15 protein-coding genes are annotated in these 25137 nt (G+C 60.4%); 9 read left to right on the top strand and 6 right to left on the bottom strand.

Going from position 1 to position 25137, the window contains the following annotated elements; all coding sequences use genetic code 11:
- Positions 1-445: 445 nt before the first annotated feature.
- Together AC3ITY_RS18270 and AC3ITY_RS18265 are read right to left on the bottom strand one after the other, a co-directional pair.
- Positions 446-871 carry a YciI family protein gene (locus tag AC3ITY_RS18270; protein ID WP_489304252.1) on the bottom strand — a complete coding sequence of 142 codons (426 nt, stop codon included), beginning with the start codon at positions 869-871 and terminating at the stop codon, positions 446-448.
- A 70-nt stretch (positions 872-941) separates the two neighbouring features.
- A complete protein-coding gene (locus AC3ITY_RS18265; RefSeq protein WP_489304251.1) occupies positions 942-1217 on the bottom strand; it encodes a hypothetical protein in 276 nt (91 codons plus the stop codon).
- On the opposite strand from AC3ITY_RS18265, the gene tpx reads away from it, so the two are divergent.
- The 7 genes from tpx to AC3ITY_RS18230 all read left to right on the top strand — a co-directional run bounded on the left by tpx (position 1216) and on the right by AC3ITY_RS18230 (position 14076).
- Positions 1216-1716, top strand: coding sequence for a thiol peroxidase (gene tpx, locus AC3ITY_RS18260; protein WP_477774448.1), 501 nt, complete (start codon positions 1216-1218; stop codon positions 1714-1716). The genes AC3ITY_RS18265 and tpx overlap by 2 nt on opposite strands.
- A gap of 177 nt (positions 1717-1893) precedes the next feature.
- The gene (locus AC3ITY_RS18255; RefSeq protein WP_489304250.1) at positions 1894-3210 is read left to right on the top strand and encodes an MdtA/MuxA family multidrug efflux RND transporter periplasmic adaptor subunit; all 1317 of its coding nucleotides are present in this window, start codon (positions 1894-1896) and stop codon (positions 3208-3210) included.
- The gene (locus AC3ITY_RS18250; RefSeq protein ID WP_489304249.1) at positions 3207-6311 is read left to right on the top strand and encodes an MdtB/MuxB family multidrug efflux RND transporter permease subunit; all 3105 of its coding nucleotides are present in this window, start codon (positions 3207-3209) and stop codon (positions 6309-6311) included. Before AC3ITY_RS18255 ends, AC3ITY_RS18250 begins: the two co-directional genes overlap by 4 nt.
- Positions 6308-9415, top strand: a complete 3108-nt coding sequence (locus AC3ITY_RS18245; protein ID WP_489304248.1) for an efflux RND transporter permease subunit — start codon at positions 6308-6310, stop codon at positions 9413-9415. Before AC3ITY_RS18250 ends, AC3ITY_RS18245 begins: the two co-directional genes overlap by 4 nt.
- On the top strand, positions 9412-10893 hold the full coding sequence (locus AC3ITY_RS18240; RefSeq protein WP_489304247.1) for an efflux transporter outer membrane subunit: 1482 nt from the start codon (positions 9412-9414) through the stop codon (positions 10891-10893). Before AC3ITY_RS18245 ends, AC3ITY_RS18240 begins: the two co-directional genes overlap by 4 nt.
- A gap of 233 nt (positions 10894-11126) precedes the next feature.
- Complete coding sequence (locus AC3ITY_RS18235; RefSeq protein WP_489304246.1) at positions 11127-13244, top strand: putative bifunctional diguanylate cyclase/phosphodiesterase; 2118 nt, start codon at positions 11127-11129, stop codon at positions 13242-13244.
- Between the two features lie 85 nt (positions 13245-13329).
- Complete coding sequence (locus AC3ITY_RS18230) at positions 13330-14076, top strand: SDR family oxidoreductase (RefSeq protein WP_489304244.1); 747 nt, start codon at positions 13330-13332, stop codon at positions 14074-14076.
- Positions 14077-14381: 305 nt separating this feature from the next.
- On the opposite strand, the gene AC3ITY_RS18225 is transcribed toward AC3ITY_RS18230, so the two are convergent.
- From AC3ITY_RS18225 to AC3ITY_RS18210, 4 genes are all read right to left on the bottom strand, one after another.
- Positions 14382-15410, bottom strand: a complete 1029-nt coding sequence (locus tag AC3ITY_RS18225) for an IS110 family RNA-guided transposase (protein ID WP_223460745.1) — start codon at positions 15408-15410, stop codon at positions 14382-14384.
- 173 nt (positions 15411-15583) lie between these two features.
- Positions 15584-16993 carry a GntR family transcriptional regulator MpaR gene (mapR, locus tag AC3ITY_RS18220; protein WP_489304241.1) on the bottom strand — a complete coding sequence of 470 codons (1410 nt, stop codon included), beginning with the start codon at positions 16991-16993 and terminating at the stop codon, positions 15584-15586.
- Positions 16994-17138: 145 nt separating this feature from the next.
- Positions 17139-18551: a cytochrome c oxidase accessory protein CcoG gene (ccoG, locus tag AC3ITY_RS18215; RefSeq protein ID WP_489304239.1), complete on the bottom strand. Its 1413-nt coding sequence runs from the start codon at positions 18549-18551 to the stop codon at positions 17139-17141.
- A 195-nt stretch (positions 18552-18746) separates the two neighbouring features.
- Positions 18747-19046: a hypothetical protein gene (locus AC3ITY_RS18210; protein ID WP_489304237.1), complete on the bottom strand. Its 300-nt coding sequence runs from the start codon at positions 19044-19046 to the stop codon at positions 18747-18749.
- A gap of 547 nt (positions 19047-19593) precedes the next feature.
- Here AC3ITY_RS18210 and AC3ITY_RS18205 point away from each other — a divergent pair.
- Together AC3ITY_RS18205 and treS are read left to right on the top strand one after the other, a co-directional pair.
- The gene (locus AC3ITY_RS18205; protein WP_489304235.1) at positions 19594-21588 is read left to right on the top strand and encodes an alpha-1,4-glucan--maltose-1-phosphate maltosyltransferase; all 1995 of its coding nucleotides are present in this window, start codon (positions 19594-19596) and stop codon (positions 21586-21588) included.
- A gap of 206 nt (positions 21589-21794) precedes the next feature.
- Positions 21795-25136 (top strand): maltose alpha-D-glucosyltransferase, encoded by a 3342-nt coding sequence (gene treS, locus AC3ITY_RS18200; protein WP_489304233.1) that lies wholly within the window; start codon positions 21795-21797, stop codon positions 25134-25136.
- Position 25137 lies beyond the last annotated feature (1 nt).

The raw sequence follows: 25137 nt of genomic DNA, 5'->3' as shown, positions 1-25137 counted from the left end.
GTCGGGGTGTGCCCGGGTATAAAAGAATGGCGTATGCAGACTCGCCAAAAGATAGGCGCGCATCTCCATATTTTTCGACATGATTCCCCCGATTCCCTGGTGGCTCATTGGGTACTCGGCCTTATTTTTGGCCGTTACTCCGTAATACCTTTCTGAACGAGCCGTAGGACACGTCAGATAGAGTTAAGCATCTAAACATGAGTTGGCCAGTCGAATGAGTTAATTCTTTCGTTTTGTGTGCAGGTTCTCGTTGTTTTTTGTGTACTAAGAAGTTAATACGAAACAAGGGGTTGCCGTCTGGAGGTGATAAGTCGGGGGAGGATGGGGGCTGTGGGTGCAGGCAATATTCCGGTGGGACCGAGCGCGCTTGCGCATGCGGTTAGCAACCAATAAACAGGGGCGACTGATCGGCATTATCCCGAGCAGGCTCGCCCCTGCCGGGGGTTCAGTTTTTCTTTGCCTGCTCCCACACACGCTCTTCTTGCTCGCGCAGTTCCGGCGTGAACTCGGCACCAAAATCTTCGGCTTCAAACACCTGACGAATCTCGATCTCGGCCTCGGTGCCCGGCATCGGTTTAGGGCAGCGCTTGACCCATTCGATGGCTTCTTCCCTGGACTTCACTTTCCACAACCAGAAACCGGCAATCAGTTCCTTGGTTTCGATGAAGGGACCGTCGATTACCGTGTGTTTGTCACCGGAAAATTTTACCCGTGCGCCCTTGCTGCTCGGGTGCAGGCCTTCGCCCGCGAGCATGATGCCGGCCTTGACCAGTTCTTCGTTGTAGTTGCCCATGGCCGTCAGCAGTTCCTGGCTGGGCATCACGCCGGCTTCGGAATCCTGACTGGCCTTGATGATGATCATGAATCGCATGGTTTCGTCTCCGTTGCAGTTGAGTGGCTCGATTTATAGTCGAACGACGCTGGAGCAATTCGACAGAGTGTTAACAAAAGTTTTCGTCGATGACGAGTCCCGTGCCTTTCGTCATGAACATCAGGTGGCGGCGGGTGAGGGCGTACTCTGTACTTTTGCCGACTTGTTCGGCGAACACACGAACCCTGTGGGCGCAGGCTTGCTCCCACAGATTTGTAGGTTGTATCCAGTTTTGTGCCTTGTTACATGACAATTTATGTTTGACCGTAGGTCGTAGGACAATTTCATGGTTAACTTCGGCCTCGTCAAAATTCTCCACCACAACGTTCAGAAGGACTCCGTTCATGGCTCAAGTCACTCTTAAAGGCAACCCGGTTCAAGTCAACGGTCAACTGCCTCAAGCCGGTTCCAAGGCGCCAGCCTTTTCCCTGGTTGCCGGCAATCTGTCCGACGTCACCCTGAAAGACTTTGCCGGCAAGCGCAAAGTACTGAACATCTTCCCAAGCATCGACACTCCGACCTGCGCCACCTCCGTGCGCCAGTTCAACGCCAAGGCCGGCAGCGTCGACAACACTGTCGTACTGTGCATCTCCGCTGACCTGCCGTTCGCCCAAGCCCGCTTCTGCGGCGCCGAAGGCCTGGAGAACGTACAGAACCTGTCGACCCTGCGCGGTGCCGAGTTCATCCAGAACTATGGCGTTGCCATCGCCGAAGGCCCGCTCAAAGGCCTGACCGCCCGTGCCGTGGTGGTTCTGGACGAAAACGACAACGTGCTGCACAGCGAACTGGTTGGCGAAATCGCTGACGAGCCGAACTACGAAGCGGCACTTGCTGTTCTGAAATAAGCGTAGCTTTACACTTATTAACGGCCTGGCTCTGTCCAGGCCGTTTTCATTTGTGCTTCAGTGTCTTACACAAAACTCCTGTTACGTAAGCCAAAGGTAAATTGCCGGTAAAGGCGCTTTGCTTAAAACTCGCCAGTGCTTATCGTTCAGCCTCATGTAAAAAAGCCCACGCGCCCAATGGTTGATCACTCAATGCAATCCTCCGCTTCCCGTAGTCCTCGTCGCTGGCTGTTCGGCCTGCTTGTCCTGTTGGTCATCGCCGCCCTGTGCTGGAAATTCTGGCCCGGCAGCGCTGCACCCAAAGAGGCTGCGGGGCAGAAAGCCGTCGCCGGGCAAACCGGCAGGTCAGGCGGGATGCGACCTGGATTCGGTGGCGCGTCCGGACCGGTACCGGTGCGAGTGGCGCCGGCGGTCAAGGGGGATTTCCCGCTGTATTTCAAGGCGCTGGGCACGGTCACGGCGCTGAACACCATCAATGTCCGCAGCCGCGTCGGCGGTGAGCTGGTCAAGATCTATTTCGAAGAAGGGCAGATGGTCAAGGCCGGCGACCTGCTGGCCGAAATCGACCCACGCCCATACCAGAACGCCTTGCTCCAGGCCGAAGGCACCTTGCTGCAGAATCAGGCGCAGCTGAAAAACGCCCAGGTCGACGTCGAGCGCTATCGCGGCCTGTACCGCGAAGACAGTATTGCCAAACAGACCCTGGACACCGCCGAAGCGCTGGTCGGTCAGTTCCAGGGCACGGTCAAGACCAATCAGGCGGCGGTCAACGACGCCAAGCTCAACCTCGAATTCACCCGGATCCGCGCACCGATCACCGGTCGCGTCGGCCTGCGTCAACTGGACGTCGGCAACCTGGTAGCGGCCAACGACACCACCGCATTGGCGATCATCACCCAGACCCAACCGATAAGCGTGGCCTTCACCCTCCCGGAAAACAGCCTCGACACGGTGCTGGCCCGTTATCGCAGCGGCGCCAAACTGCCGGCTGAAGCCTGGGATCGCGGTGATACCAAATTGCAAGCCACTGGCGTGCTGCAGAGCCTGGACAACCAGATCGACGTCACCACCGGCACCCTGAAATTCAAGGCCCGTTACGAGAACCGCGATCAGTCGCTGTTCCCCAACCAGTTCGTCAATGTGCGCCTGTTGGCCGACACCCTCAAAGACGTAGTACTGGCGCCTTCCGCCGCGATCCAGTTCGGTACGAACGGCACGTTCGCCTATGCCCTGGACGGTGACAAGAAGGTCAAGATCCGTCAGTTGAAAATCGGCGCCAGTGACGGCGTGAACACCGTGGTCACCGAAGGCCTGTCGGCGGGCGAGCGGGTCGTGTTGGAGGGTACCGACCGCCTGAAGGACGGCAGCGACGTGGAGGTGGTCAATGACAGCCAGGACGTGCCGACGACACCAACCGAACACCTGCAAGGCAAGTCGGCGACCAACGCGGCTGAGCCTGCGACCACTGACAAGGCGAAAAAGGACGGCGCATGAATCTCTCGCGGCTGTTCATCCTTCGCCCGGTAGCCACCACCCTGAGCATGCTGGCGATTATCCTGGCCGGCGTGATCGCCTATCGGCTGCTGCCGGTGTCGGCATTGCCCCAGGTCGATTACCCGACCATTCGCGTCATGACCCTGTACCCCGGCGCCAGCCCGGATGTCATGACCAGCGCGGTGACCGCGCCGCTTGAGCGGCAGTTCGGGCAGATGCCCGGCCTGACGCAAATGGCCTCCACCAGTTCCGGCGGCGCGTCGGTGCTGACCCTGCGTTTCAGCCTCGACATCAATATGGACGTGGCCGAGCAGCAGGTGCAGGCAGCGATCAACGCCGCCACCAACCTGTTGCCCAAGGACCTGCCGGCGCCGCCGGTGTACAACAAGGTCAACCCGGCCGATACGCCGGTGCTGACCTTGGCCATCACCTCCAAGACCATGCTGTTGCCCAAGCTCAATGACTTGGTCGATACGCGCATGGCGCAGAAAATCGCCCAGATCAGCGGCGTCGGCATGGTCAGCATTGCCGGTGGCCAACGCCAGGCAGTGCGGATCAAGGTCAACCCCGAGGCCCTGGCCGCCAATGGCCTGAACCTGTCGGACGTGCGCACCCTGATCGGCGCCTCCAACGTCAACCAGCCCAAGGGCAACTTCGACGGCCCGACCCGGGTCTCGATGCTCGATGCCAACGATCAACTGACGTCGCCCAAGGACTACGCCAACCTGATCCTGGCCTACGCCAACGGCGCACCGTTGCGACTCAAGGACGTCGCAGAAATTGTCGACGGTGCCGAGAACGAGCGGCTCGCTGCGTGGGCCAACGAGAACCAGGCCGTACTGCTGAACATCCAGCGTCAGCCCGGTGCCAACGTCATCGAGGTGGTGGACCGGATCAAGGCCCTGCTGCCGAGCATCACCGATAACCTGCCGGCCGGTCTCGACGTGGTGGTGCTGACCGACCGCACCCAGACCATCCGCGCCTCGGTCAAGGACGTGCAGCACGAATTGCTGATCGCCATCGCCCTGGTGGTCATGGTCACCTTCCTGTTCCTGCGTCGCGCCAGTGCCACGATCATTCCATCGGTGGCCGTACCGCTGTCGCTGATCGGTACGTTCGGCGTGATGTACCTGGCCGGGTTCTCGGTCAACAACCTGACCCTGATGGCCCTGACCATCGCCACCGGTTTCGTGGTGGACGATGCGATCGTCATGCTGGAGAACATTGCGCGCTTTATCGAGGAGGGCGACAGCCCGCTGAACGCGGCGCTCAAGGGCGCCAAGCAGATCGGTTTCACCCTGATCTCCCTGACGTTGTCGCTGATCGCCGTGCTGATCCCGCTGCTGTTCATGGCGGATGTGGTCGGGCGGCTATTCCGCGAGTTCGCCATTACGCTCGCGGTGGCGATCCTGATTTCCCTGGTGGTTTCCCTGACCCTGACGCCGATGATGTGCGCGCGGTTGCTCAAGCGTGAACCCAAGGAAGCAGAGCAGGGCCGCTTCTACCGTGCCAGCGGCGCATTCATCGACTGGATGATCGCCGCCTACGGACGCAAGTTGCAGTGGGTGCTCAAGCACCAGCCGCTGACCTTGATGGTGGCCATTGGCACTTTGGCGCTGACGGTATTCCTGTACATGGTGGTGCCCAAGGGCTTCTTCCCGGTGCAGGACACCGGCGTTATCCAGGGCATTTCCGAAGCGCCGCAATCGATTTCCTTCGCCGCGATGAGCGAGCGCCAGCAGGAACTGGCCAAGGTCATCCTGGCCGATCCGGCGGTCGAGAGCCTGTCCTCCTACATTGGCGTGGATGGCGACAACTCGACCCTCAACAGCGGTCGGTTGCTGATCAACCTCAAGTCGCACCACGACCGCGACCTGAGCGCCACGCAAGTGATTGCCCGCCTGCAACCGGAACTGGACAAGCTGGTCGGCATCCGCCTGTTCATGCAGCCGGTGCAGGACCTGACCATCGAAGACCGGGTCAGCCGCACACAGTACCAGTTCAGCATGTCGTCGCCGGATTCGGAGTTGCTCAGCCTGTGGAGCGGGCGTCTGGTGGAGGCCCTGGCCGTCCGGCCGGAATTGACCGATGTTGCCAGCGATTTGCAGGACAAGGGCTTGCAGGTCTACCTGGTGATCGACCGCGATGCGGCGTCGCGGGTTGGTGTATCGGTGTCGAACATCACCGATGCGCTGTACGACGCCTTCGGTCAGCGGCAGATTTCCACGATCTACACCCAGGCCAGTCAGTACCGCGTGGTGCTGCAATCGCAGTCCGGCGAGAAGATCGGTCCGGATGCGTTGAACCAGATTCACGTCAAGACCACCGATGGCGGGCAGGTGCGCCTGTCCAGCCTGGCGCGCATCGAAGAGCGCCAGGCGCAACTGGCGATCACCCACATCGGCCAGTTCCCGGCGGTGATGATGTCCTTCAACCTGGCGCCCGGCGTAGCGCTGGGGCATGCGGTTGAGATTATCGAGCAGGTGCAGAAGGACATCGGCATGCCGATTGGCGTGCAGACCCAGTTCCAGGGCGCGGCCGAAGCTTTCCAGGCGTCGTTGTCGAGCACCTTGCTGCTGATCCTGGCGGCGGTGGTGACCATGTACATCGTGCTGGGCGTGCTCTACGAGAGCTACATCCACCCGATCACCATTCTCTCGACCTTGCCGTCGGCGGCGGTGGGCGCCTTGCTGGCGTTGATCCTCAGCGGCAACGACCTGGGCATGATCGCGATCATCGGCATCATTCTGCTGATCGGCATCGTGAAGAAGAACGCGATCATGATGATCGACTTCGCCCTCGACGCCGAGCGCAACCAGGGCATGGACCCGCAGACGGCGATCTATCAGGCGGCCTTGCTGCGTTTCCGGCCGATCCTGATGACCACCCTGGCCGCGCTGTTCGGTGCCGTGCCGTTGATGCTGGCCACCGGTTCCGGCGCGGAACTGCGCCAGCCGCTGGGGTTGGTGATGGTCGGCGGCCTGTTATTGAGCCAGATTCTGACGTTGTTCACTACGCCTGTGATTTACCTGTATTTCGACCGTCTCGGTCGGCGCTGGGGCCGCAAGCCTGAGTCCGTGGAAGCGGTAGAGCAGCCATGAACCTTTCGGGACCTTTCATCAAGCGCCCGGTGGCGACCATGTTGCTGAGCCTGGCGATCATGCTGCTGGGCGGCGTGAGCTTCGGTTTGCTGCCCGTGTCGCCGCTGCCGCAAATGGACTTTCCGGTGATCGTGGTCCAGGCCAGCCTGCCCGGGGCCAGCCCCGAGGTGATGGCGTCGACGGTGGCCACACCGCTGGAACGCTCCTTCGGCAGCATTGCCGGGGTCAACACCATGAGCAGTCGCTCCAGCCAGGGTTCGACCCGGGTGATCCTGCAATTCGACCTGGACCGCGACATCAACGGCGCGGCGCGGGAAGTGCAGGCGGCCATCAACGCCTCACGCACCCTGCTGCCGAGCGGGATGCGCAGCATGCCCACCTACAAGAAGGTCAACCCGTCCCAGGCGCCGATCATGGTGCTGTCGCTGACGTCGGATGTGCTGGAAAAAGGCCAGCTCTATGACCTGGCCTCGACGATCCTGTCCCAGAGCCTGTCCCAGGTGCAGGGCGTTGGCGAGGTGCAGATCGGCGGCAGTTCGCTGCCGGCAGTACGTATCGAGCTCGAACCGCAGTCGCTGAACCAGTACGGCGTGGCCCTGGACGATGTGCGCAACACTATCGCCAATGCCAACGTGCGCCGGCCCAAGGGCTCGGTGGAAGACGATCAACGGCTGTGGCAGGTCCAGGCCAATGATCAGCTGGAAAAAGCCAAGGACTACGAGTCGCTGATCATCCACTACAACGGCGGCGCAGCCCTGCGCCTGAAGGATGTGGCCAAGGTCAGCGATGGCGTCGAGGACCGCTACAACAGCGGTTTCTTCAACGATGACGCGGCGGTACTGCTGGTGATCAACCGACAGGCCGGCGCCAACATCATCGAGACGGTCAACGAGATCAAGGCGCAGTTGCCGGCGTTGCAGGCGGTGCTGCCGGCCAGCGTCAAGCTGAACCTGGCCATGGACCGTTCGCCGGTGATCAAGGCCACGTTGCACGAAGCGGAAATGACCCTGCTGATCGCCGTGGCGCTGGTGATCCTGGTGGTGTTCCTGTTCCTCGGTAACTTCCGCGCCTCACTGATCCCGACCCTGGCGGTGCCGGTGTCGCTGGTCGGCACCTTTGCCGTGATGTACCTCTACGGCTTTTCGCTGAACAACCTGTCGCTGATGGCGCTGATCCTGGCCACCGGGCTGGTGGTGGACGATGCCATCGTGGTGCTGGAGAACATTTCCCGGCACATCGACGAAGGGGTGCGGCCGATGCGGGCCGCGTACCTCGGTGCCCAGGAAGTCGGCTTTACTTTGTTATCGATGAACGTGTCGCTGGTGGCGGTGTTCCTGTCGATCCTGTTCATGGGCGGGATCATTGAAAGCCTGTTCCGCGAATTCTCCATCACCCTGGCGGCGGCCATCGTGGTTTCGCTGGTGGTGTCGTTGACGCTGACCCCGATGCTCTGCGCCCGCTGGCTCAAGCCGCACACGCCGGGGCAGGAGAACCGCCTGCAGCGCTGGAGCCGACGGGCCAACGACTGGATGGTCGGCAAATACGCCACCAGCCTCGACTGGGTGCTGCGCCACAAGCGCCTGACCCTACTCAGTCTGTTCGTTACAATCGGCGTTAACATTGCGCTGTATGTAGTTGTTCCTAAAACATTTTTACCGCAGCAGGATACCGGCCAGCTGATCGGTTTCGTGCGCGGCGACGACGGCCTGTCCTTCAGTGTGATGCAGCCGAAGATGGAGATTTTCCGCCGCGCGGTGTTGAAGGACGAGGCGGTAGAAAGCGTCGCCGGGTTCATTGGCGGTAACAACGGCACCAACAACGCCTTCATGCTGGTGCGCCTGAAGCCGATCAAGGAGCGCAGCATTTCCGCACAGAAAGTCATCGAACGCCTGCGCAAGGAAATGCCCAAGGTGCCCGGGGCACAACTGATGCTCATGGCAGACCAGGACCTGCAATTCGGTGGCGGTCGCGAGCAGACCACCTCGCAGTACTCGTACATCCTGCAGAGCGGGGATCTGGGGGCATTGCGCCAGTGGTATCCGAAAGTCGTCACCGCGCTCAGGGCCTTGCCGGAGCTGACGGCGATTGATGCGCGGGAAGGCCGGGGCGCCCGGCAAGTGACCCTGATCGTCGACCGTGACCAGGCCAAGCGCCTGGGTGTCGACATGGACATGGTCACGGCGGTGCTGAACAACGCCTACAGCCAGCGGCAGATTTCGACCATCTACGACAGCCTCAACCAGTATCAGGTGGTGATGGAGGTCAATCCGAAGTACGCCCAGGACCCGATCACCCTGAAGCAAGTCCAGGTGATCACCGCTGATGGCGCGCGGATCCCGCTGTCGACCATTGCCCATTACGAAAACAGCCTCGAAAACGACCGGGTCAGCCACGAAGGCCAGTTTGCTTCAGAAAGCATTGCCTTCGACATGGCCGAAGGCGTGACGGTGGAGCAGGGCAGTGCCGCCATTGAACGAGCGATTGCCAAGGTCGGCCTGCCGGAAGACGTGATCGCGAAAATGGCCGGCACAGCCAACGCTTTCGCGGCGACTCAAAAAAGTCAGCCGTGGATGATTCTGGGGGCACTGGTGGCGGTGTATCTGGTATTGGGTGTGTTGTATGAAAGCTACATTCACCCGCTGACGATTCTCTCGACCTTGCCATCTGCCGGCGTCGGGGCGTTGCTGTCGATCTATGCGCTGGGCGGCGAGTTCAGCCTGATTTCGTTGCTGGGGCTGTTTCTGCTGATTGGCGTGGTGAAGAAAAACGCGATTCTGATGATCGACCTGGCGTTACAACTGGAACGAAACCAGGGCATGGCACCGCTGGAGTCGATTCGCAGCGCCTGCCTGCAACGTTTGCGTCCTATCCTGATGACCACCCTGGCGGCGATCCTCGGTGCCTTGCCGTTACTGCTGAGCCGCGCCGAAGGGGCGGAAATGCGCCAGCCGCTGGGCCTGACCATCATCGGCGGGCTGATCTTCAGCCAGGTCCTGACGCTTTACACCACCCCGGTGGTTTACCTCTATCTCGACAAACTGCGCCATCGCTTCAATAAATGGCGTGGGGTGCGTACCGATGCTGCTCTGGAAACTCCGCTATGACTGAACGTTCGCTTTTCAACCTGGCTGCACCGCTGATCACGGCTCGAGGCTCGCGTGTGTTGAGCCTGTCACTGTGCGTGGCGATGCTCAGTGCCTGCGCCGTCGGCCCGGATTACCAGCGCCCGCAAACCGCCGAGCCGGTGCAGTACAAGGCCGCAGAGGGTTGGCGTCAGGCCAACCCGAGCGATGCCCTGGCGCGTGGTGCGTGGTGGGAGTTGTATGGCGACCGGCAGCTCAACGACCTGATCGAAAAACTCAATAAGTCCAACCAGACCGTCGCCCAGTCCGAAGCGCAGTACCGTCAGGCCCAGGCCTTGGTGCGCAGCGCACGCGGGGCGTTTTTCCCGACGGTGGACCTGAACGTCAGCAAGAACCGTTCAAGCCAGGGCACCGGCAGCAGCAACTCCAGCCTGAGCAGTTCGTCCAGCGGTATTCGCGACACGTACTCGGCCCAGGCGGGCGTCAGTTGGGAAGCGGACGTATGGGGCAAGCTGCGCCGTGGCCTCGAAGCCGACACCGCCAATGCCCAGGCAAGCTTTGCCGACTTGGCTGCGATGCGCCTGAGTCAACAGTCGGAGCTGGTGCAAAATTACCTGCAACTGCGGGTGATCGATGGCCAGAAGCGCCTGCTCCAGGACACGGTCGAGGCTTATCAGCGTTCGTTGAAGATGACCGAGAACCAGTACCGCGCAGGCGTTTCGGGCAAGGACGCGGTGGCCCAGGCCCAGACACAGCTCAAAGGCACCGAAGCCGATATGGTCGACCTGATCTGGCAACGCGCCCAGTTCGAGAACGCCATCGCCGTGCTGATCGGCCTGCCGCCGGCGGAGTTCAGCCTGGCGGAAAGCCAGGACATTCCGCAGTTGCCGCAAGTACCGCCGGCCCTGCCTTCGCAGTTGCTGGAGCGCCGCCCGGACATCGCTTCCGCCGAGCGTTCGGTGATGGCTGCCAACGCCAACATTGGTGTGGCCAAGGCCGCCTATTACCCCGACCTGACATTGAACATGAACGGCGGTTACAGCAGCAGCACCTATTCCAACTGGATCAGCCTGCCGAACCGCTTCTGGTCGGTCGGACCGCAATTGGCCATGACCCTGTTCGACGGCGGCCAGCGCTCGGCGGAAGTCGATCGCAGTGAAGCGGCCTATGACGAAACGGTGGCCAAGTACCGGCAGACCGTGCTGGACGGATTCCGCGAAGTGGAAAACTTCCTGGTGCAACTCAAGGTGCTTGAAGACGAAGCCGTCGTGCGCCAACAGGCACTGGACGCGGCCCGGGAATCATTGCGCCTGACCCAGAACCAGTACAAGGCCGGATTGATTGCGTACATTGATGTGGTGGTGACCCAGGCCGCGGCGCTGAGCAATGAGCGCAGCAACCTGGACCTGTTGCAAAGCCGCTTGATTGCCAGCTTGCAGTTGATTGCCGCGTTGGGAGGTGGCTGGGATGGGCAGCTAGAGGTGAGCGAAAATCGATAGCGCAATCTAACGCACGCTGCAATCCCTGTGGGAGCGAGCTCGCTCCCACAGGTTTTGTGGCGCCAGCAGCTTCAAGCGAGTTAATGTAAAACCTTAAAACAAGCGTTTCATCGGACTGATGGCCCTTTGCTCATTTTGTGGGTGCGTTCTCATTTGGAATCAGTACAATCGCCGCATTTGCCCCCACCCGAGCATGAAAGCCATTAACAAGGGGGCATTCGCGAGAAGTCCCCATGCTCATCGGTAGCTACTCCCCCACCCTGGTCATCATTTCGCTCTGTGTAGCGATTCTCGCCTCATACACCGCACTCGACCTGACCGGACGCATTGCCACCGCCAAAGGCCGCGCCGTGCATGTGTGGACCGCGGGCGGGGCCATTGCCATGGGCATCGGCATCTGGTCGATGCACTTTATCGGCATGCTCGCGTTCAAGTTGCCGATCGACCTGGGGTACGACGGCACGATCACCCTGTTGTCGCTGCTGATCGGCGTGCTCTCCAGCGGTTTTGCGCTGTGGCTGGTCAGCCAGCCGCAATTGCCGGCCTGGCAACTGGCCTTTGGCGCGTTGGTCATGGGCGCCGGCATCAGCGCGATGCACTACACCGGCATGGCCGCGATGCGCATGCAACCGGGCATCGACTACGACCCGACGCTGTTCGGCGCCTCGCTACTGATCGCTGTCGGTGCTTCGGGCGCTGCACTGTCGATCGCTTTCCATCTGCGCCAGCACACGCCTTATGTCCGTCTGATCCGTGGCGGCGCCGCCGTGATCATGGGCATCGCCATCGTCGGCATGCACTACACCGGGATGGCCGCCGCACGCTTTGCCGACGGCAGCTTTTGTGGGGCAGCGGCCAATGGATTGAGCGGCAATGGCCTGGACAACCTGGTGCTGATCACCACGCTGGCGGTGCTGAGCATTGCCTTGCTGACCTCGATCCTCGATGCACGTCTGGAGGCGCGCACCGCGAGCCTGGCCGAGTCGCTGACCGAGGCCAACCGTGAACTGACCCAACTGGCCCTGCACGACACCCTCACCGGGTTGCCGAACCGGATGTTGCTCGCCGATCGAATCGATCAGGCCATGTCGCGGGTCCGGGAAGAAGGGGGGTGCTTTGCCCTGATGTTCATCGATCTGGACGGCTTCAAACCGGTCAACGATGCCTTTGGCCACCATATGGGTGACCTGCTGTTGCGTGAAGTGGCCTTGCGCCTGCGCGAAGACTTGCGCAGCCCGGACACCCTGGCGCGGATCGGCGGCGATGAGTTCGTGTTGCTGGTGCAATTGAGCGAACAGATCGACGCCTTGAACCTCGCGGCCCATCAGGTCGGGTTGATCGCGCGTGCGTTCCGGGTGGCCGAACATGATTTGCATATTTCCGCCAGCGTCGGCATCGCGCTCTACCCGGGTAACGGGCAGTCCGCCCACGAATTGCTGATGAACGCCGACGCGGCGATGTATCACGCCAAGGGCGCGGGTAAAAACGGCTACAGCTTTTTCGATGTCTCGATGAACAGTAACGCCCGCAAACAGCTGCAATTGCTGCAGGACCTGCGCAATGCCGTGGAACATCAGCAATTCAGTCTGTATTACCAGCCCAAGTTCGACGCCGCCAATGGCCGGCCTGTGGGCGCCGAAGCCTTGTTGCGCTGGGAGCACCCGACGCAAGGGATGCTGTTGCCGGACAAGTTCATCGAACTGGCGGAAAAAACCGGGCTGATCATCCCAATCGGCGAGTGGGTGCTCAACGAAGCCTGCCGCCAGATGCGCGAATGGTACGTGTTGGGCTATACCGATTGGCGCATCGCGGTGAACCTTTCAGCCATCCAGTTCTGTCATTCCGGGTTGGTGCAGAGCGTCGCCAAGGCCTTGGCCACGCACCATCTGCCGGCCAACAGCCTGACCCTGGAAATCACTGAAACCACGGCCATGAGCGATGCCGATGCGAGCATGACGGTGCTTCAGGAACTGTCGGAAATGGGCGTCGACCTGTCCATCGACGATTTTGGCACTGGCTATTCGAGTTTGATGTACCTCAAGCGCCTGCCGGCCAACGAGCTGAAGATCGACCGCGGTTTTGTCCGCGACCTGGAACACGACAGTGATGACGCCGCCATCGTTTCGGCCATCGTCGCCCTCGGCCAGGCGCTGGGGCTGCGCATCGTCGCCGAAGGGGTGGAGACGGGTGTGCAGCAGGACTTCCTGACTCAACTCGGCTGCGATTCGTTGCAGGGTTACCTGCTGGGGCATCCGCTGCCGGCCGCAGGTTTCATGGTGGAAATCCATCGGGGGGAGCAATTGGTCGAGAAGCTGAAGGCCAGTGCCGAGCGCGAGATGTCGATGACATGACAGCTGACGTGAAGCCATGCAAAAACCGCCAATGGCGGTTATTCTAGCCCCCGACCGCTTAAGCTTTGATTGGGGGAAAGCTCGCATGGACAAAGTCATCGTCATCACCGGCGGTAGCCGCGGCATTGGTGCCGCCACCGCTCTGTTGGCCGCCGCGCAGGGCTATCGGATCTGCATCAACTACCAGGCGGACGAACAGGCTGCACTCGGCGTGCTGGAGCAAGTCCGCGCCCTCGGCGCGCAAGCCATTGCAGTACGGGCCGACGTCAGCATCGAAGACGAAGTGATCGCGCTGTTCAATCGGGTGGACAGTGAACTGGGACGGGTCACCGCGCTGGTGAACAACGCCGGCACCGTCGGGCAAAAGTCCCGGGTCGACGAGATGTCCGAGTTTCGCATTCTCAAAATCATGAAAACCAACGTCCTGGCGCCGATCCTCTGCGCCAAGCACGCAATCCTGCGCATGTCGCCCAAGCACGGCGGGCAGGGCGGCAGCATCGTCAACGTATCGTCTGTCGCCTCGCGTTTGGGATCGCCCAATGAATACGTCGACTACGCGGCCTCCAAAGGCGCGCTGGACACCTTCACCATAGGCTTGTCCAAGGAAGTGGCGGGTGAGGGGATTCGGGTCAACGCCGTGCGCCCCGGCTTCATCTATACCGATTTCCATGCCTTGAGCGGTGACCCGGACCGGGTCAGCAAACTGGAGTCGGCGATTCCGATGGCGCGGGGTGGGCGTCCGGATGAAGTGGCGGAGGCGATTGTCTGGTTGTTGTCGGACAAGGCTTCTTATGCGACGGGGACTTTTGTTGATCTTGGTGGTGGGCGTTAACGCTTCAGTTTTGTGTTGTTGAATATGGCCTCATCGCGAGCAGGCTCGCTCCCACATCTATGGTTACCCCCTTTTCTGCAATACTGTTGTTGATGTCGTGTTTGGCTTGCTTTCATCTATCCGGCGTCTGAGTTGGGGTTGTCGCCCCGCGCCTCGATGAGAATCGATGCCCAACGACCCTAATTAGTGGAACGGCCTTTCAGCCGTGTGAGAGCCCAGGGTTGTCGTCAGGCCGGTTGGCCGTTCACGTCATCAGTTATCCAGCATCGCAAAACCAGGTGGGTGGTGCTTGGGTGACAGCGGGGTCAGGCGTTCATCGCGGCTGGCCCCGCATCGAATTCAGTGTGGTGTGCCGCTATCGCCCAGGCGATTCTTGCCAGTTTGTTGGCCAGCGCACAAACCACTAGATTGGAGTGATGTCCCGACGCCAATAACCGGCGGACCCAGTCCGCCAAAGCGCCTTTCTGTCGCTCCAGTTGTATCAAGTAAACACGAGCGCACTGGACGAGCAGGCGTCGCTGGTTGCGATCACCGCGCTTACTGATGCCCAGCAGGACAGACCTCCCGCCCGTGGAATGCTGCTTGGGGACCAGTCCGATGGAAGCTGCATAGCCTCGGCCGCATTTGAACTGCTTGCCATCGCCCAGCTCGGCAGCCAGGACGGTGGAGGTGATCGGGCCGACACACGGCAGAGTCATCAAACGAGTCGCCAGATCATCTTCAGCGGCCTGGCATTCCACGTCCTTATCCAGCGACTTGATCTCCTCCTCCACATGCTTGAGATGTCGATACAGTCTCATCAGATTTTTTTTGTAGGGCTCAGAAATTGAACTCGCCTCAAGCAGCTCCGGTAGAGCGTTGATCGACTTGAAGCCCGGGGCCAGGCTCACGCCAACCTCCAGAAGCGCGGCGTGAATCCGATTGACGGTTGCGGTGCGATCCTTGATGAACGAGTCTCGGGTGGAGTTCAGCATGGCTAGCACTTGCTGGGCCTGAGTTTTTACCGGCACAAAACGCATCGTCGGACGAGTCGCTGCTTCGCAGATCGCCTCGGCATCAGCGAAGTCATTTTTGTTGCTTTTCACGTAAGGGCGTACGAGATGAGGTGCGATGAGCCTGGGCGCATGTCCCAGCCTGATGGCCTCCTGTGCCATGAAGTGGGCGCCGCCACAGGCTTCCATCACGATGGTGCAGGGCTCGAGATTTGCCAGGTGCTGCATGAGCGTTACCCGATTGAATTTTTTTCGGTACAGCTCGTGACCACGATCATCCTGTGCATGTAGATGAAAGGTGTGTTTTCCCAAGTCGATGGCGGCAATAGCTACTTTGTTCATGGCAACGATCTCCGATGAGCCCCCTGCGAAAGCTTAGTGGGCGATCACAGGGGGCAGCGGGGGTAGCCATTTCATTAGTGGATCTCCAGTGTTCACAGATATTGTGTACACCGATAAACCCTTGTGGGAGCGAGCCTGCTCGCGAAGGCCATAGAGTAGGCAACATCCAACCATCAGAACGACCGCACAATCCGCCCCAACGTCTCCATCGCCTGCTCCGAAGCCTCGTCCCACGGGCTGCCGTAATTCAACCGAATACAATTCCTGAACCGCTGCGTCGGTGAAAAGATCGGCCCCGGTGCAATGCTGATGCCTTGCGCCAACGCCATCTGAAACAACTTCAACGAATCCATCTGCTCCGGCAATTCCAGCCACAAAAAGTACCCGCCCGCCGGTTGGCTGACCCGTGTCTGCGTCGGAAAGTAGCGGGCGATGGCGGCGAGCATGGCGCTTTGCTGGTCTTCCAGCGCGTGGCGCAATTTACGCAGGTGCCGGTCGTAGCCCCCGTGTTGCAGATAATCGGCGATAGCCGCTTGGGCCGGCATCGAGGCACAGAGTGAGGTCATGAGTTTCAGCCGTTCGATTTTCTGCGCGTAACGCCCGGCGGCGACCCAGCCGATGCGGTAGCCGGGGGCCAGGCTCTTGGCGAACGAGCCGCAATGCATCACCAGGCCTTCGGTATCGAATGCCTTGCCAGGTTTCGGTGCTTGTTGACCGTAATACAGTTCGGCGTAGACATCGTCTTCGATCAGCGGCACCTGGTGGCGACGCAATAGCTCCACCAGTTCTTGCTTTTTTGCCTCGGGCATAGTTGCGCCCATAGGGTTCTGAAAACTGGTCATGCACCAGCAGGCCTTGATCGGGTGCCGCTCCAGCGTCTGTGCGAGCACGCCGAGGTCGATGCCGTCGCGCGGGTGCACGGGGATTTCCACGGCTTTGAGCTTCAGGCGTTCGAGCACTTGCAGGCAGGCGTAGAATGCCGGGGCTTCGATGGCCACCAGGTCGCCAGGCTCCGTCACCGCTTGCAGGCACAGGTTGAGGGCTTCCAGTGCGCCGTTGGTGATCAGCAGTTCCTCCATGGGCAGCATCAGCCCGCCGACCATGTAGCGCAGGGCAATTTGCCGGCGCAGCTGCGGGTTGCCCGGCGACATGTCGGTGACCACCATGCGCGGGTCCATCTCGCGGCTGGCGCTGGCCAGGGAGCGGGACAAGCGTTGCAGGGGAAACAGCGTCGGGCTGGGAAACGCCGAGCCGAAGGGCACGGTGTTCGGGTCCTTGATCGAGTCGAGCACCGAGAACACCAGTTCGCTGACATCGACTTCCGTGGACTCATTGACCTGGCTACTGATGACCGGCTCGGAAAACGGCCGTGGTGCATGGGCGTTGACGAAATAGCCGGAACGCGGACGGGCGCGGATCAGTCCACGTCGCTCCAGCAGGTAATAGGCCTGGAACACCGTCGACGGGCTGACGCCGTAGGTCTGGCTGGCGTAGCGCACCGACGGCACCCGCTGGCCCGGGCCGAGGACGCCGGAGCGGATCAGTTCTGCGATGTCGTCGGCGAATTTTTCGTAGCGTTTCATCAGTAGCCCGATAGAGGTCATTCAGAAGATCGAGGTGACTTCATCGCGAGCAGGTCGAATCGTCGCACCGTCGCTCCCACAGGTATTGCGCTGTTTTTTGTGGGAGCGAGCCTGCTCGCGAATGGCAGCACCGCAGTGTAAAGGCTCAGCGATTCATCGGCGCAACAAACCGGCTCTTCGCCACGCTATAGACGCCAGGCTCATCGCTGTCGACCACCTTGAAGCCGATGCTCTGTGAACTGCTGGCCGGACGCTCCGTGAGCATCGCCACCGACACCGGCACATCGACAATCTCGCCCGGCGCCAGGCTGAATTCGGTCCTGCCCTGCAACTGGAAACCATCGGCATCCACCAGGCTCAATTGATAGTCCTGACGCTGCTGGGTTTTGTTGATCACCTTCAGACTGTAGATGTTTTCGATCTGTCCCTGGCTGTTCTCGCGAAACAGGCCCCGGTCCTTGCTGACGTCGAGCGACACCATCGGCCGTTCCACCAGCGCCACCACCAGGGCTGCGATCATCACCAGCAGCACGGCGGTGTAGCCGATCAGGCGTGGACGCAACAGGTGGGTCTTGCCACCCTGCAACTGATGCTCGGAGGTATAGCTGATCAATCCCCGGGCGTAGCCCATTTTGTCCATGATCGAGTCGCAGGCGTCGATGCACGCGGCGCAACCAATGCACTCCATCTGCAAGCCATCGCGGATATCGATGCCGGTCGGGCAGACTTGTACGCAGAGCTGGCAATCGATGCAATCGCCCAAACCCACTTCGGCGGGCTTGACCTCGCGTTTGCGCGGGCCACGGTTTTCGCCTCGGGCCACGTCGTAGGAAATGGTCAGGGTGTCTTTATCGAACATCACGCTCTGGAACCGCGCGTAGGGGCACATGTGCATGCACACCGCTTCACGCAGCCAACCGGCATTAATGTACGTGGCGCCGGTAAAAAACAGCACCCAGAACAGGCTGACGCCGCTCATTTGCAAGGACAGCAGCTCTTCGGCCAACGGCCGGATTGGCGTGAAGTAGCCGACGAACGTCAGGCCGGTCAGCAGGCTGATGGCCAGCCACAAGGTGTGCTTGGCCGAGCGACGCATCAGCTTGTTCAGGCCCCACGGCGCGGCTTGCAACTTGATCCGCTGGTTGCGTTCGCCCTCGGTGATCTTCTCGCACCACATGAAGATCCAGGTCCACGAACTTTGCGGGCAGGTGTAGCCGCACCAGACCCGACCCGCGAACACGGTGATCGCAAACAAGCCGAACGCGGCAATGATCAACAGCGCCGAGAGCAGGATGAAATCCTGCGGCCAGAAAGTTGCGCCGAAGATATGGAATTTGCTTTCGGAAAGATCCCAGAGCACCGCCTGGCGGCCACCCCAGTTCAACCACGCGGTGCCGAAAAACAGCAAAAACAGAAAACCCGCGCCGCTGATGCGCAGGTTGCGGAACAGCCCGGTGAAGCTGCGGGTGTGGATCAGGCTGTCGCTGGATTTGGCCTTCGTCTTCAGACGCGAAGGCTCGAATGTTTCTACGGTTCGGACGGGGATTCTCTCGCTCATGGTCTTTCGCTCATCAGCCTCCATCAGGCATGAGCACTATGAGCGGCGATCTGTTTGCATAACAGACTCAGGTATTGCATTAAAAAGCGGATCAGATGGCCGTGCTTGCACCGCCTGCGACAACTTGAAGCAGCCGCCGCACAAAGCTGCAAACGCCTATGCAAAACAGCGGCGGCAGGTGTTGATCAACGTCAGTCAAATCACCGAATCACTGTTGGTGGCTTTCAAGTCCCGGCGACCATCCACCTCGCCTGCCTGCCAGGGATTCACCCTGTCTGCGGAGGTTGTTTCACAACCTGATTCCTGCTCGCAGCTCTGCGCTTGTGAGAGCTCGTGCTGGCTGTAGTCAATATCACTCTGCAACAGATGATTCTCCAGATCCCTGATGATTGAGCTTCTGGTTGATGGTTCTGAGGGGGTACGCTCGGCTTCGAAGCAAAGAAATTCGTAGTTGAATATTTTCAAAGGAAGGCCAGCCGTCGATTGGTCGTTCACGGTTGAGCGCGTGGTGCTCTGCGCTAGCTCGGTTTGTGAATTCGCTGACGCTGGGAAAATTCGTTTTCATGGCTGGCCACGCTCAAGGCTGACGGAGTGATGGCTATATAAGGCGGAGGGTGTAAGTTTCGTAAAGTGTCGGACGGGCAGGATTGCTGCTTTAGGATCGGTACTACGCGTTCTTGGGAAGAGTCATTCATTTTTTATAATCGTCCCTGCTTTCGACGCCGGAACGATCAACTGTCTTCATTGCGGATTCACAATCACCGGAAGCATTGTCGTTGGCGGTTCTTCCCTTGGCGGCGGGGTCGTGCCGGGAATGGATTGTTCATTGTTCAAGCCTCCAGTGGCACATGGCGTGAGTCGTGCTTAAGTAGGTGGACTGGTTGGTTGACCGCGGCGCGAAGGACTTGATTCCGGAAATTGCCGATGAAACTTTCCCGGCGGCTGTCGCTCGGAACCTAAGTGAGTGCGTCCCGGGGCGGATAGCCCGGCGGGATGGCGACCAGACACAAGCGCGTCCATGGGGCGTAAGGAGAGAGGCTCGATGACGGCTGAAAAACCGACTGAGTTGAGCTACAACCCGCACATGCCGCTGTCGCAGGCGTTGTTGCTGCCGCGTATCGTCATTGAAAACATCATGCCGACCCTTGAAGGCGGGCAGTTCGCCGTCAAGGCCGTGGTGGGGCAGGACGTGGTGGTGACGGCCAAGGTCTTCGCCGACGGCCATGACAAGCTGGCGGTTCGCGTGCGTTGGCGGGCCGAAGACGAGGACGTCTGGCAAAGCGCTGCCATGAACGACCTGGGCAACAACGGTTGGCAAGGGCAGTTCCGTGTCGACAGCCAGGGCCCTTATCTGTTCTGTATCGAAGCCTGGATTGATCAGTTCGCCAGTTTTTGCCATGAGCTGGAAAAGAAGCATGCGGCGGCGGTGCCCGTCAGCCTGGAACTGCAGGAAGGGCGGATTCATGTCCAGCAAGCCGCCGAACGCAGCGAAGGGCCACTCAGCGAACAACTGGCGGCCTTGCACCATGAACTGTCAGGATTGCTTGAAACCGAGCAGATCGCACTGTTTTTGCACCCGCGTAGCGCCGACCTCATGGCCCGCGTCGATCATCGAGCCTATCTGAGCCTGAGCCCGGAGTACCCGGTGGATGTGGAGCGCGAACTGGCGCAGTTCGCCAGTTGGTATGAATTGTTCCCGCGTTCGATCACCGACAGTCCGACCCGCCACGGCACCTTCAATGACGTGCATTCGCGGCTGGCGATGATCCAGGACATGGGTTTCGACGTGCTGTATTTCCCGCCGATCCACCCGATCGGGCGCAGCTACCGCAAAGGCCCGAACAACTCGCTGACGGCGGGCCCCGATGATCCGGGCAGCCCCTATGCGATTGGTAGCGAGGAGGGCGGGCACGAGGCGATTCACTCGCAATTGGGCAGCCGTGAAGACTTCCGTCGACTGGTGGCGGCCGCCGCGGCCCATGGCCTGGAAATCGCCCTGGATTTTGCCATCCAGTGCTCCCAGGACCATCCATGGCTCAAGCAACACCCCGGCTGGTTCAACTGGCGGCCGGACGGCACGATCAAATACGCGGAAAACCCGCCGAAGAAATACCAGGACATCGTCAACGTCGACTTCTATACCCCGGAGGCAATTCCGAGCCTGTGGGTGGAACTGCGTGACATCGTAGTGGGCTGGGTCGAGGAGGGCGTGAAGATCTTCCGCGTCGATAATCCGCACACCAAGCCGTTGCCGTTCTGGCAGTGGCTGATCGCCGATGTACGGGCGCTGTACCCCGAGGTGATCTTCCTCGCCGAAGCCTTTACCACCCCGGCAATGATGGCGCGCCTGGGCAAGGTCGGTTATTCCCAGAGCTACACCTATTTCACCTGGCGCAATACCAAGGCCGAACTGGCGACTTATTTCACCGAACTCAACGAGTCGCCCTGGCGCGAATGCTACCGGCCGAATTTTTTCGTCAATACACCGGACATCAACCCGGCCTTCCTCCATGAATCCGGGCGCCCCGGGTTCCTCATCCGCGCCGTACTGGCGACCATGGGCTCGGGCCTGTGGGGCATGTACTCGGGTTTCGAGTTGTGCGAGTCGGCGCCGGTACCGGGCAAGGAGGAATACCTCGATTCCGAGAAGTACGAGATCCGTCCACGGGATTTCAATGCGCCGGGCAACATCATTGCCGAGATCGCCCAACTCAACCGCATCCGCCGGCAGAACCTGGCGTTGCACACCCATCTGGGTCTGAAGGTCTACAACGCCTGGAACGACAACATCCTGTACTTCGGCAAACGCAGCTTTGACGGCAGCAATTTCATTTTGGTGGCGGTCAGCCTCGACCCGCACAACGTGCAGGAGGCGAACTTCGAGTTGCCGTTGTGGGAAATGGGCTTGCCGGACTACGCCAGCACCCAGGGCGAAGACCTGATGAATGGCCATCGCTGGACCTGGCATGGCAAGCAGCAATTCATGCGGATCGACCCGGCGTATCAGCCGTTCGGGATTTGGAGGATTACCGCGTAGACATAGAGGTGCCCGCTGTTGTGGCGAGGGGGTTTGCCCCCGTTGGGTCGCGAAGCGGCCCCCGCTTTTTCTTTCAGCGAAACCGAGTCTCTGGATTGACGACTGCTTCGCAGCCGAACGGGGGCAAGCCCCCTCGCCACAGGAGAGCCCCGCTCCAAAGGGGATTCTCATTCTGTGGCCAAAGTTGAATTCACCAGGAGTTTCACATGGCGAAGAAACCCAAGGCAGCCACGTTCATCAAGGACCCGCTCTGGTACAAGGACGCGGTGATCTATCAAGTTCACGTCAAATCGTATTTCGACTCCAACAACGACGGAATTGGCGACTTTCCCGGCCTGATCGCCAAGCTCGATTACATCGCCGACCTGGGCGTCAATACCATCTGGCTGTTGCCGTTCTATCCCTCGCCACGGCGCGACGACGGTTATGACATCGCCGAATATCGCGGCGTACACAGCGACTACGGCACCATGGCCGATGCCAGGCGGTTCATTGCCGAGGCGCACAAACGCGGCCTGCGGGTGATCACCGAGCTGGTCATCAACCACACCTCCGACCAGCACCCGTGGTTCCAGCGGGCGCGCAAGGCCAAACCCGGATCGGCGGCGCGGGACTTCTACGTGTGGTCCGATGACGATCAGAAATACGACGGCACCCGCATCATTTTCCTCGACACCGAGAAGTCCAACTGGACCTGGGACCCGGTCGCCGGCCAATACTTCTGGCACCGTTTCTACTCCCACCAGCCGGACCTGAACTTCGATAACCCGCAAGTGATGAAGGCGGTGCTGTCGGTGATGCGTTACTGGCTCGACATGGGCATCGACGGCTTGCGCCTGGACGCGATCCCCTACCTGATCGAACGCGACGGCACCAACAACGAGAACCTGCCGGAAACCCACGACGTCCTGAAAAGGATCCGCGCGGAAATCGACGCCAACTATCCCGACCGCATGCTGCTGGCCGAGGCCAATCAATGGCCGGAGGACACACAGCTGTACTTCGGCGATACCGATAAAAAAGGCCTGAACGGCGACGAATGCCACATGGCCTTTCACTTCCCGTTGATGCCGCGCATGTACATGGCGCTGGCCCAGGAAGATCGCTTCCCGATTACCGACATTCTGCGCCAGACCCCGGATATCCCCGCCAACTGCCAATGGGCAATCTTCCTGCGCAACCATGATGAGCTGACCCTGGAGATGGTCACCGACAAGGAACGCGACTACCTGTGGAATTACTACGCCGCCGACCGCCGGGCGCGGATCAACCTGGGGATTCGCCGCCGTCTGGCGCCATTGGTGGAGCGCGACCGCCGCCGGGTCGAGCTGCTCAACAGCCTGCTGCTGTCCATGCCCGGCACGCCGACCCTGTATTACGGCGATGAGATCGGCATGGGCGACAACATCTACCTCGGCGACCGCGACGGTGTGCGTACGCCGATGCAATGGTCCATCGACCGCAACGGCGGTTTCTCCCGGGCCGACCCGGCGAGCCTGGTGCTGCCGCCGATCATGGACCCGCAATATGGCTACCTGTCGGTCAACGTCGAAACCCAGGCTGGCGACCCCCATTCGCTGTTGAACTGGACCCGGCGCATGCTCGCCGTGCGCAAGCAATCCAAGGCCTTCGGGCGCGGTACGTTGAAGATGTTGTCGCCGAGCAACCGGCGGATTCTGGCCTACACCCGTGAATACACCGGGGTGGACGGCAAGCACGAAGTCATTCTGTGCGTGGCCAACGTGTCGCGCAGCGCCCAGGCCGCCGAGCTGGATTTGTCGGCCTACGTCGGCATGGTGCCGGTGGAAATGCTTGGAGGTAACGCATTTCCGCCCATCGGCCAGCTGAATTTCCTTTTGACGTTGGCGCCCTACGGCTTTTACTGGTTCGGTCTCGCCGCGGAAAACCAGATGCCGAGCTGGCACGTGGAGCCCGCACAAAGCCTGCCGGACTTCACCACGCTGGTGCTGAAAAAACGCATGGAGGAACTGCTCGAAGCGCCGTCACGCACCACGCTGGAGCAAAGCATCCTGCCGAGTTGGTTACAGAACCGCCGCTGGTTCGCGGGCAAGGACGCCGCCATCGAACAGGTCGATCTGGCTTATGGCGTGCGGTTCGGCGATCCGCAGCATCCGGTGCTGTTCAGCGAAATCAACGTCAGCAGCGGTGGCCAGAGCAGCCGCTACCAGTTGCCGTTCGGCTTTATCTCGGAAGATCAGGTCGGTACTCCGTTGCCGCAGCAATTGGCGTTGTCGCGGGTACGGCGCGGACGCCAGGTCGGCCTGATCACCGATGCCTTCAGCCTGGACACCTTTGTGCATGCCGTCTTGCAGGGCATTCAATCCGGCACCGTATTGGCATCCAGCGACGGCGACATTCGCTTCGAGTCCACCGCGGAGCTGGAAAAACTCGGCCTCAATGCCGAGTCGCCGGTGCGCTACCTGTCTGCGGAACAGTCCAACAGCTCGGTGGTGATCGGCAACAGCCTGGTGCTCAAGCTGATCCGCAAGATTGCCTCAGGCGTGCATCCGGAACTGGAAATGAGCGCGTACTTGACGCAAGTCGGGTTCAGCAATATTTCGCCATTGCTGGGGGCCGTGGTGCGCCGGGACGGGGCGGGTGAAGACAATTTGCTGATGATCGCTCAAGGCTATCTGAGCAATCAGGGCGACGCCTGGGAATGGACGCAGAACAACCTCGAACGGGCGCTGCGCGATGAGCTGGCCGACGCTGTGTCCGAGCAGGAACAACATTACAACGCGCTCGGCGAACTGAAAGATTTCGCCGCTATGCTCGGTCAGCGCCTGGGGGAAATGCATCAGGTGCTGGCGGCGCCGAGTGCCAACCCGGACTTCTTGCCCCAGGTCACCACGCAGAAGGAGGCGCTGGCCTCGGCAAGGGATGTCGCGGCGCAAATCGAGCACGGGCTGAATTTGCTCAAGCAGCATAAAAATCAACTGAACCCGGCGGACCAGACCCTGGTCAGCCGTTTGCTGGACAACAGGAAAACCATCCTCGGCCATGTACAGGCACTGGGCAAAAAGACCGCGGGCGGCTTGCGCATTCGTGTGCACGGCGACCTGCATCTTGGGCAGGTGCTGGTGATCAAGGGCGATGCCTACCTGATCGACTTCGAGGGCGAACCGGCGCGGCCTTTGCATGAACGACGAGGCAAACACAGCCCGTACAAGGATGTCAGCGGCGTGCTGCGTTCCTTCGACTATGCGGCGGCGATGGCGATCAATGTGCAGAACGTCGATAACACCGCGGCGGCCGATGTCGCGCGCTTGCGGGTCACCGATCGCTACTTGAGCGAGGCGCGGCAAGCATTTGTCGACGCTTATCGGCTGGCGGCAGCTAGTCTTGCCCATGCATGGCAAGATCCCGAAGGCGAGGATGCAGCACTGGCGTTGTTCGGTCTGGAGAAGGCGGCGTATGAAGTGGCCTATGAGGCGGAAAATCGCCCCGCCTGGTTGCCCGTGCCGTTGCACGGTTTATATGGATTATTGAGTGGGCTTAAACCCTTTTCCGATCTTGATGGAGAGTAGT

Source organism: Pseudomonas sp. GL_091, assembly GCF_057837725.1.
Note: the sequence above shows the minus strand (reverse complement) of the source record. Positions and strands in the feature narration are given on the sequence as shown.

Coding starts and splice junctions, on each gene's coding strand:
- treS (WP_489304233.1), top strand. CDS start 21,795: ATGGCGAAGAAACCCAAGGCAGCCACGTTCATCAAGGACCCGCTCTGG.
- mapR (WP_489304241.1), bottom strand. CDS start 16,993: ATGAAACGCTACGAAAAATTCGCCGACGACATCGCAGAACTGATCCGC.
- AC3ITY_RS18205 (WP_489304235.1), top strand. CDS start 19,594: ATGACGGCTGAAAAACCGACTGAGTTGAGCTACAACCCGCACATGCCG.
- AC3ITY_RS18255 (WP_489304250.1), top strand. CDS start 1,894: ATGGTTGATCACTCAATGCAATCCTCCGCTTCCCGTAGTCCTCGTCGC.
- tpx (WP_477774448.1), top strand. CDS start 1,216: ATGGCTCAAGTCACTCTTAAAGGCAACCCGGTTCAAGTCAACGGTCAA.
- AC3ITY_RS18230 (WP_489304244.1), top strand. CDS start 13,330: ATGGACAAAGTCATCGTCATCACCGGCGGTAGCCGCGGCATTGGTGCC.
- AC3ITY_RS18235 (WP_489304246.1), top strand. CDS start 11,127: ATGCTCATCGGTAGCTACTCCCCCACCCTGGTCATCATTTCGCTCTGT.
- ccoG (WP_489304239.1), bottom strand. CDS start 18,551: ATGAGCGAGAGAATCCCCGTCCGAACCGTAGAAACATTCGAGCCTTCG.
- AC3ITY_RS18270 (WP_489304252.1), bottom strand. CDS start 871: ATGCGATTCATGATCATCATCAAGGCCAGTCAGGATTCCGAAGCCGGC.
- AC3ITY_RS18265 (WP_489304251.1), bottom strand. CDS start 1,217: ATGAACGGAGTCCTTCTGAACGTTGTGGTGGAGAATTTTGACGAGGCC.
- AC3ITY_RS18245 (WP_489304248.1), top strand. CDS start 6,308: ATGAACCTTTCGGGACCTTTCATCAAGCGCCCGGTGGCGACCATGTTG.
- AC3ITY_RS18240 (WP_489304247.1), top strand. CDS start 9,412: ATGACTGAACGTTCGCTTTTCAACCTGGCTGCACCGCTGATCACGGCT.
- AC3ITY_RS18225 (WP_223460745.1), bottom strand. CDS start 15,410: ATGAACAAAGTAGCTATTGCCGCCATCGACTTGGGAAAACACACCTTT.
- AC3ITY_RS18250 (WP_489304249.1), top strand. CDS start 3,207: ATGAATCTCTCGCGGCTGTTCATCCTTCGCCCGGTAGCCACCACCCTG.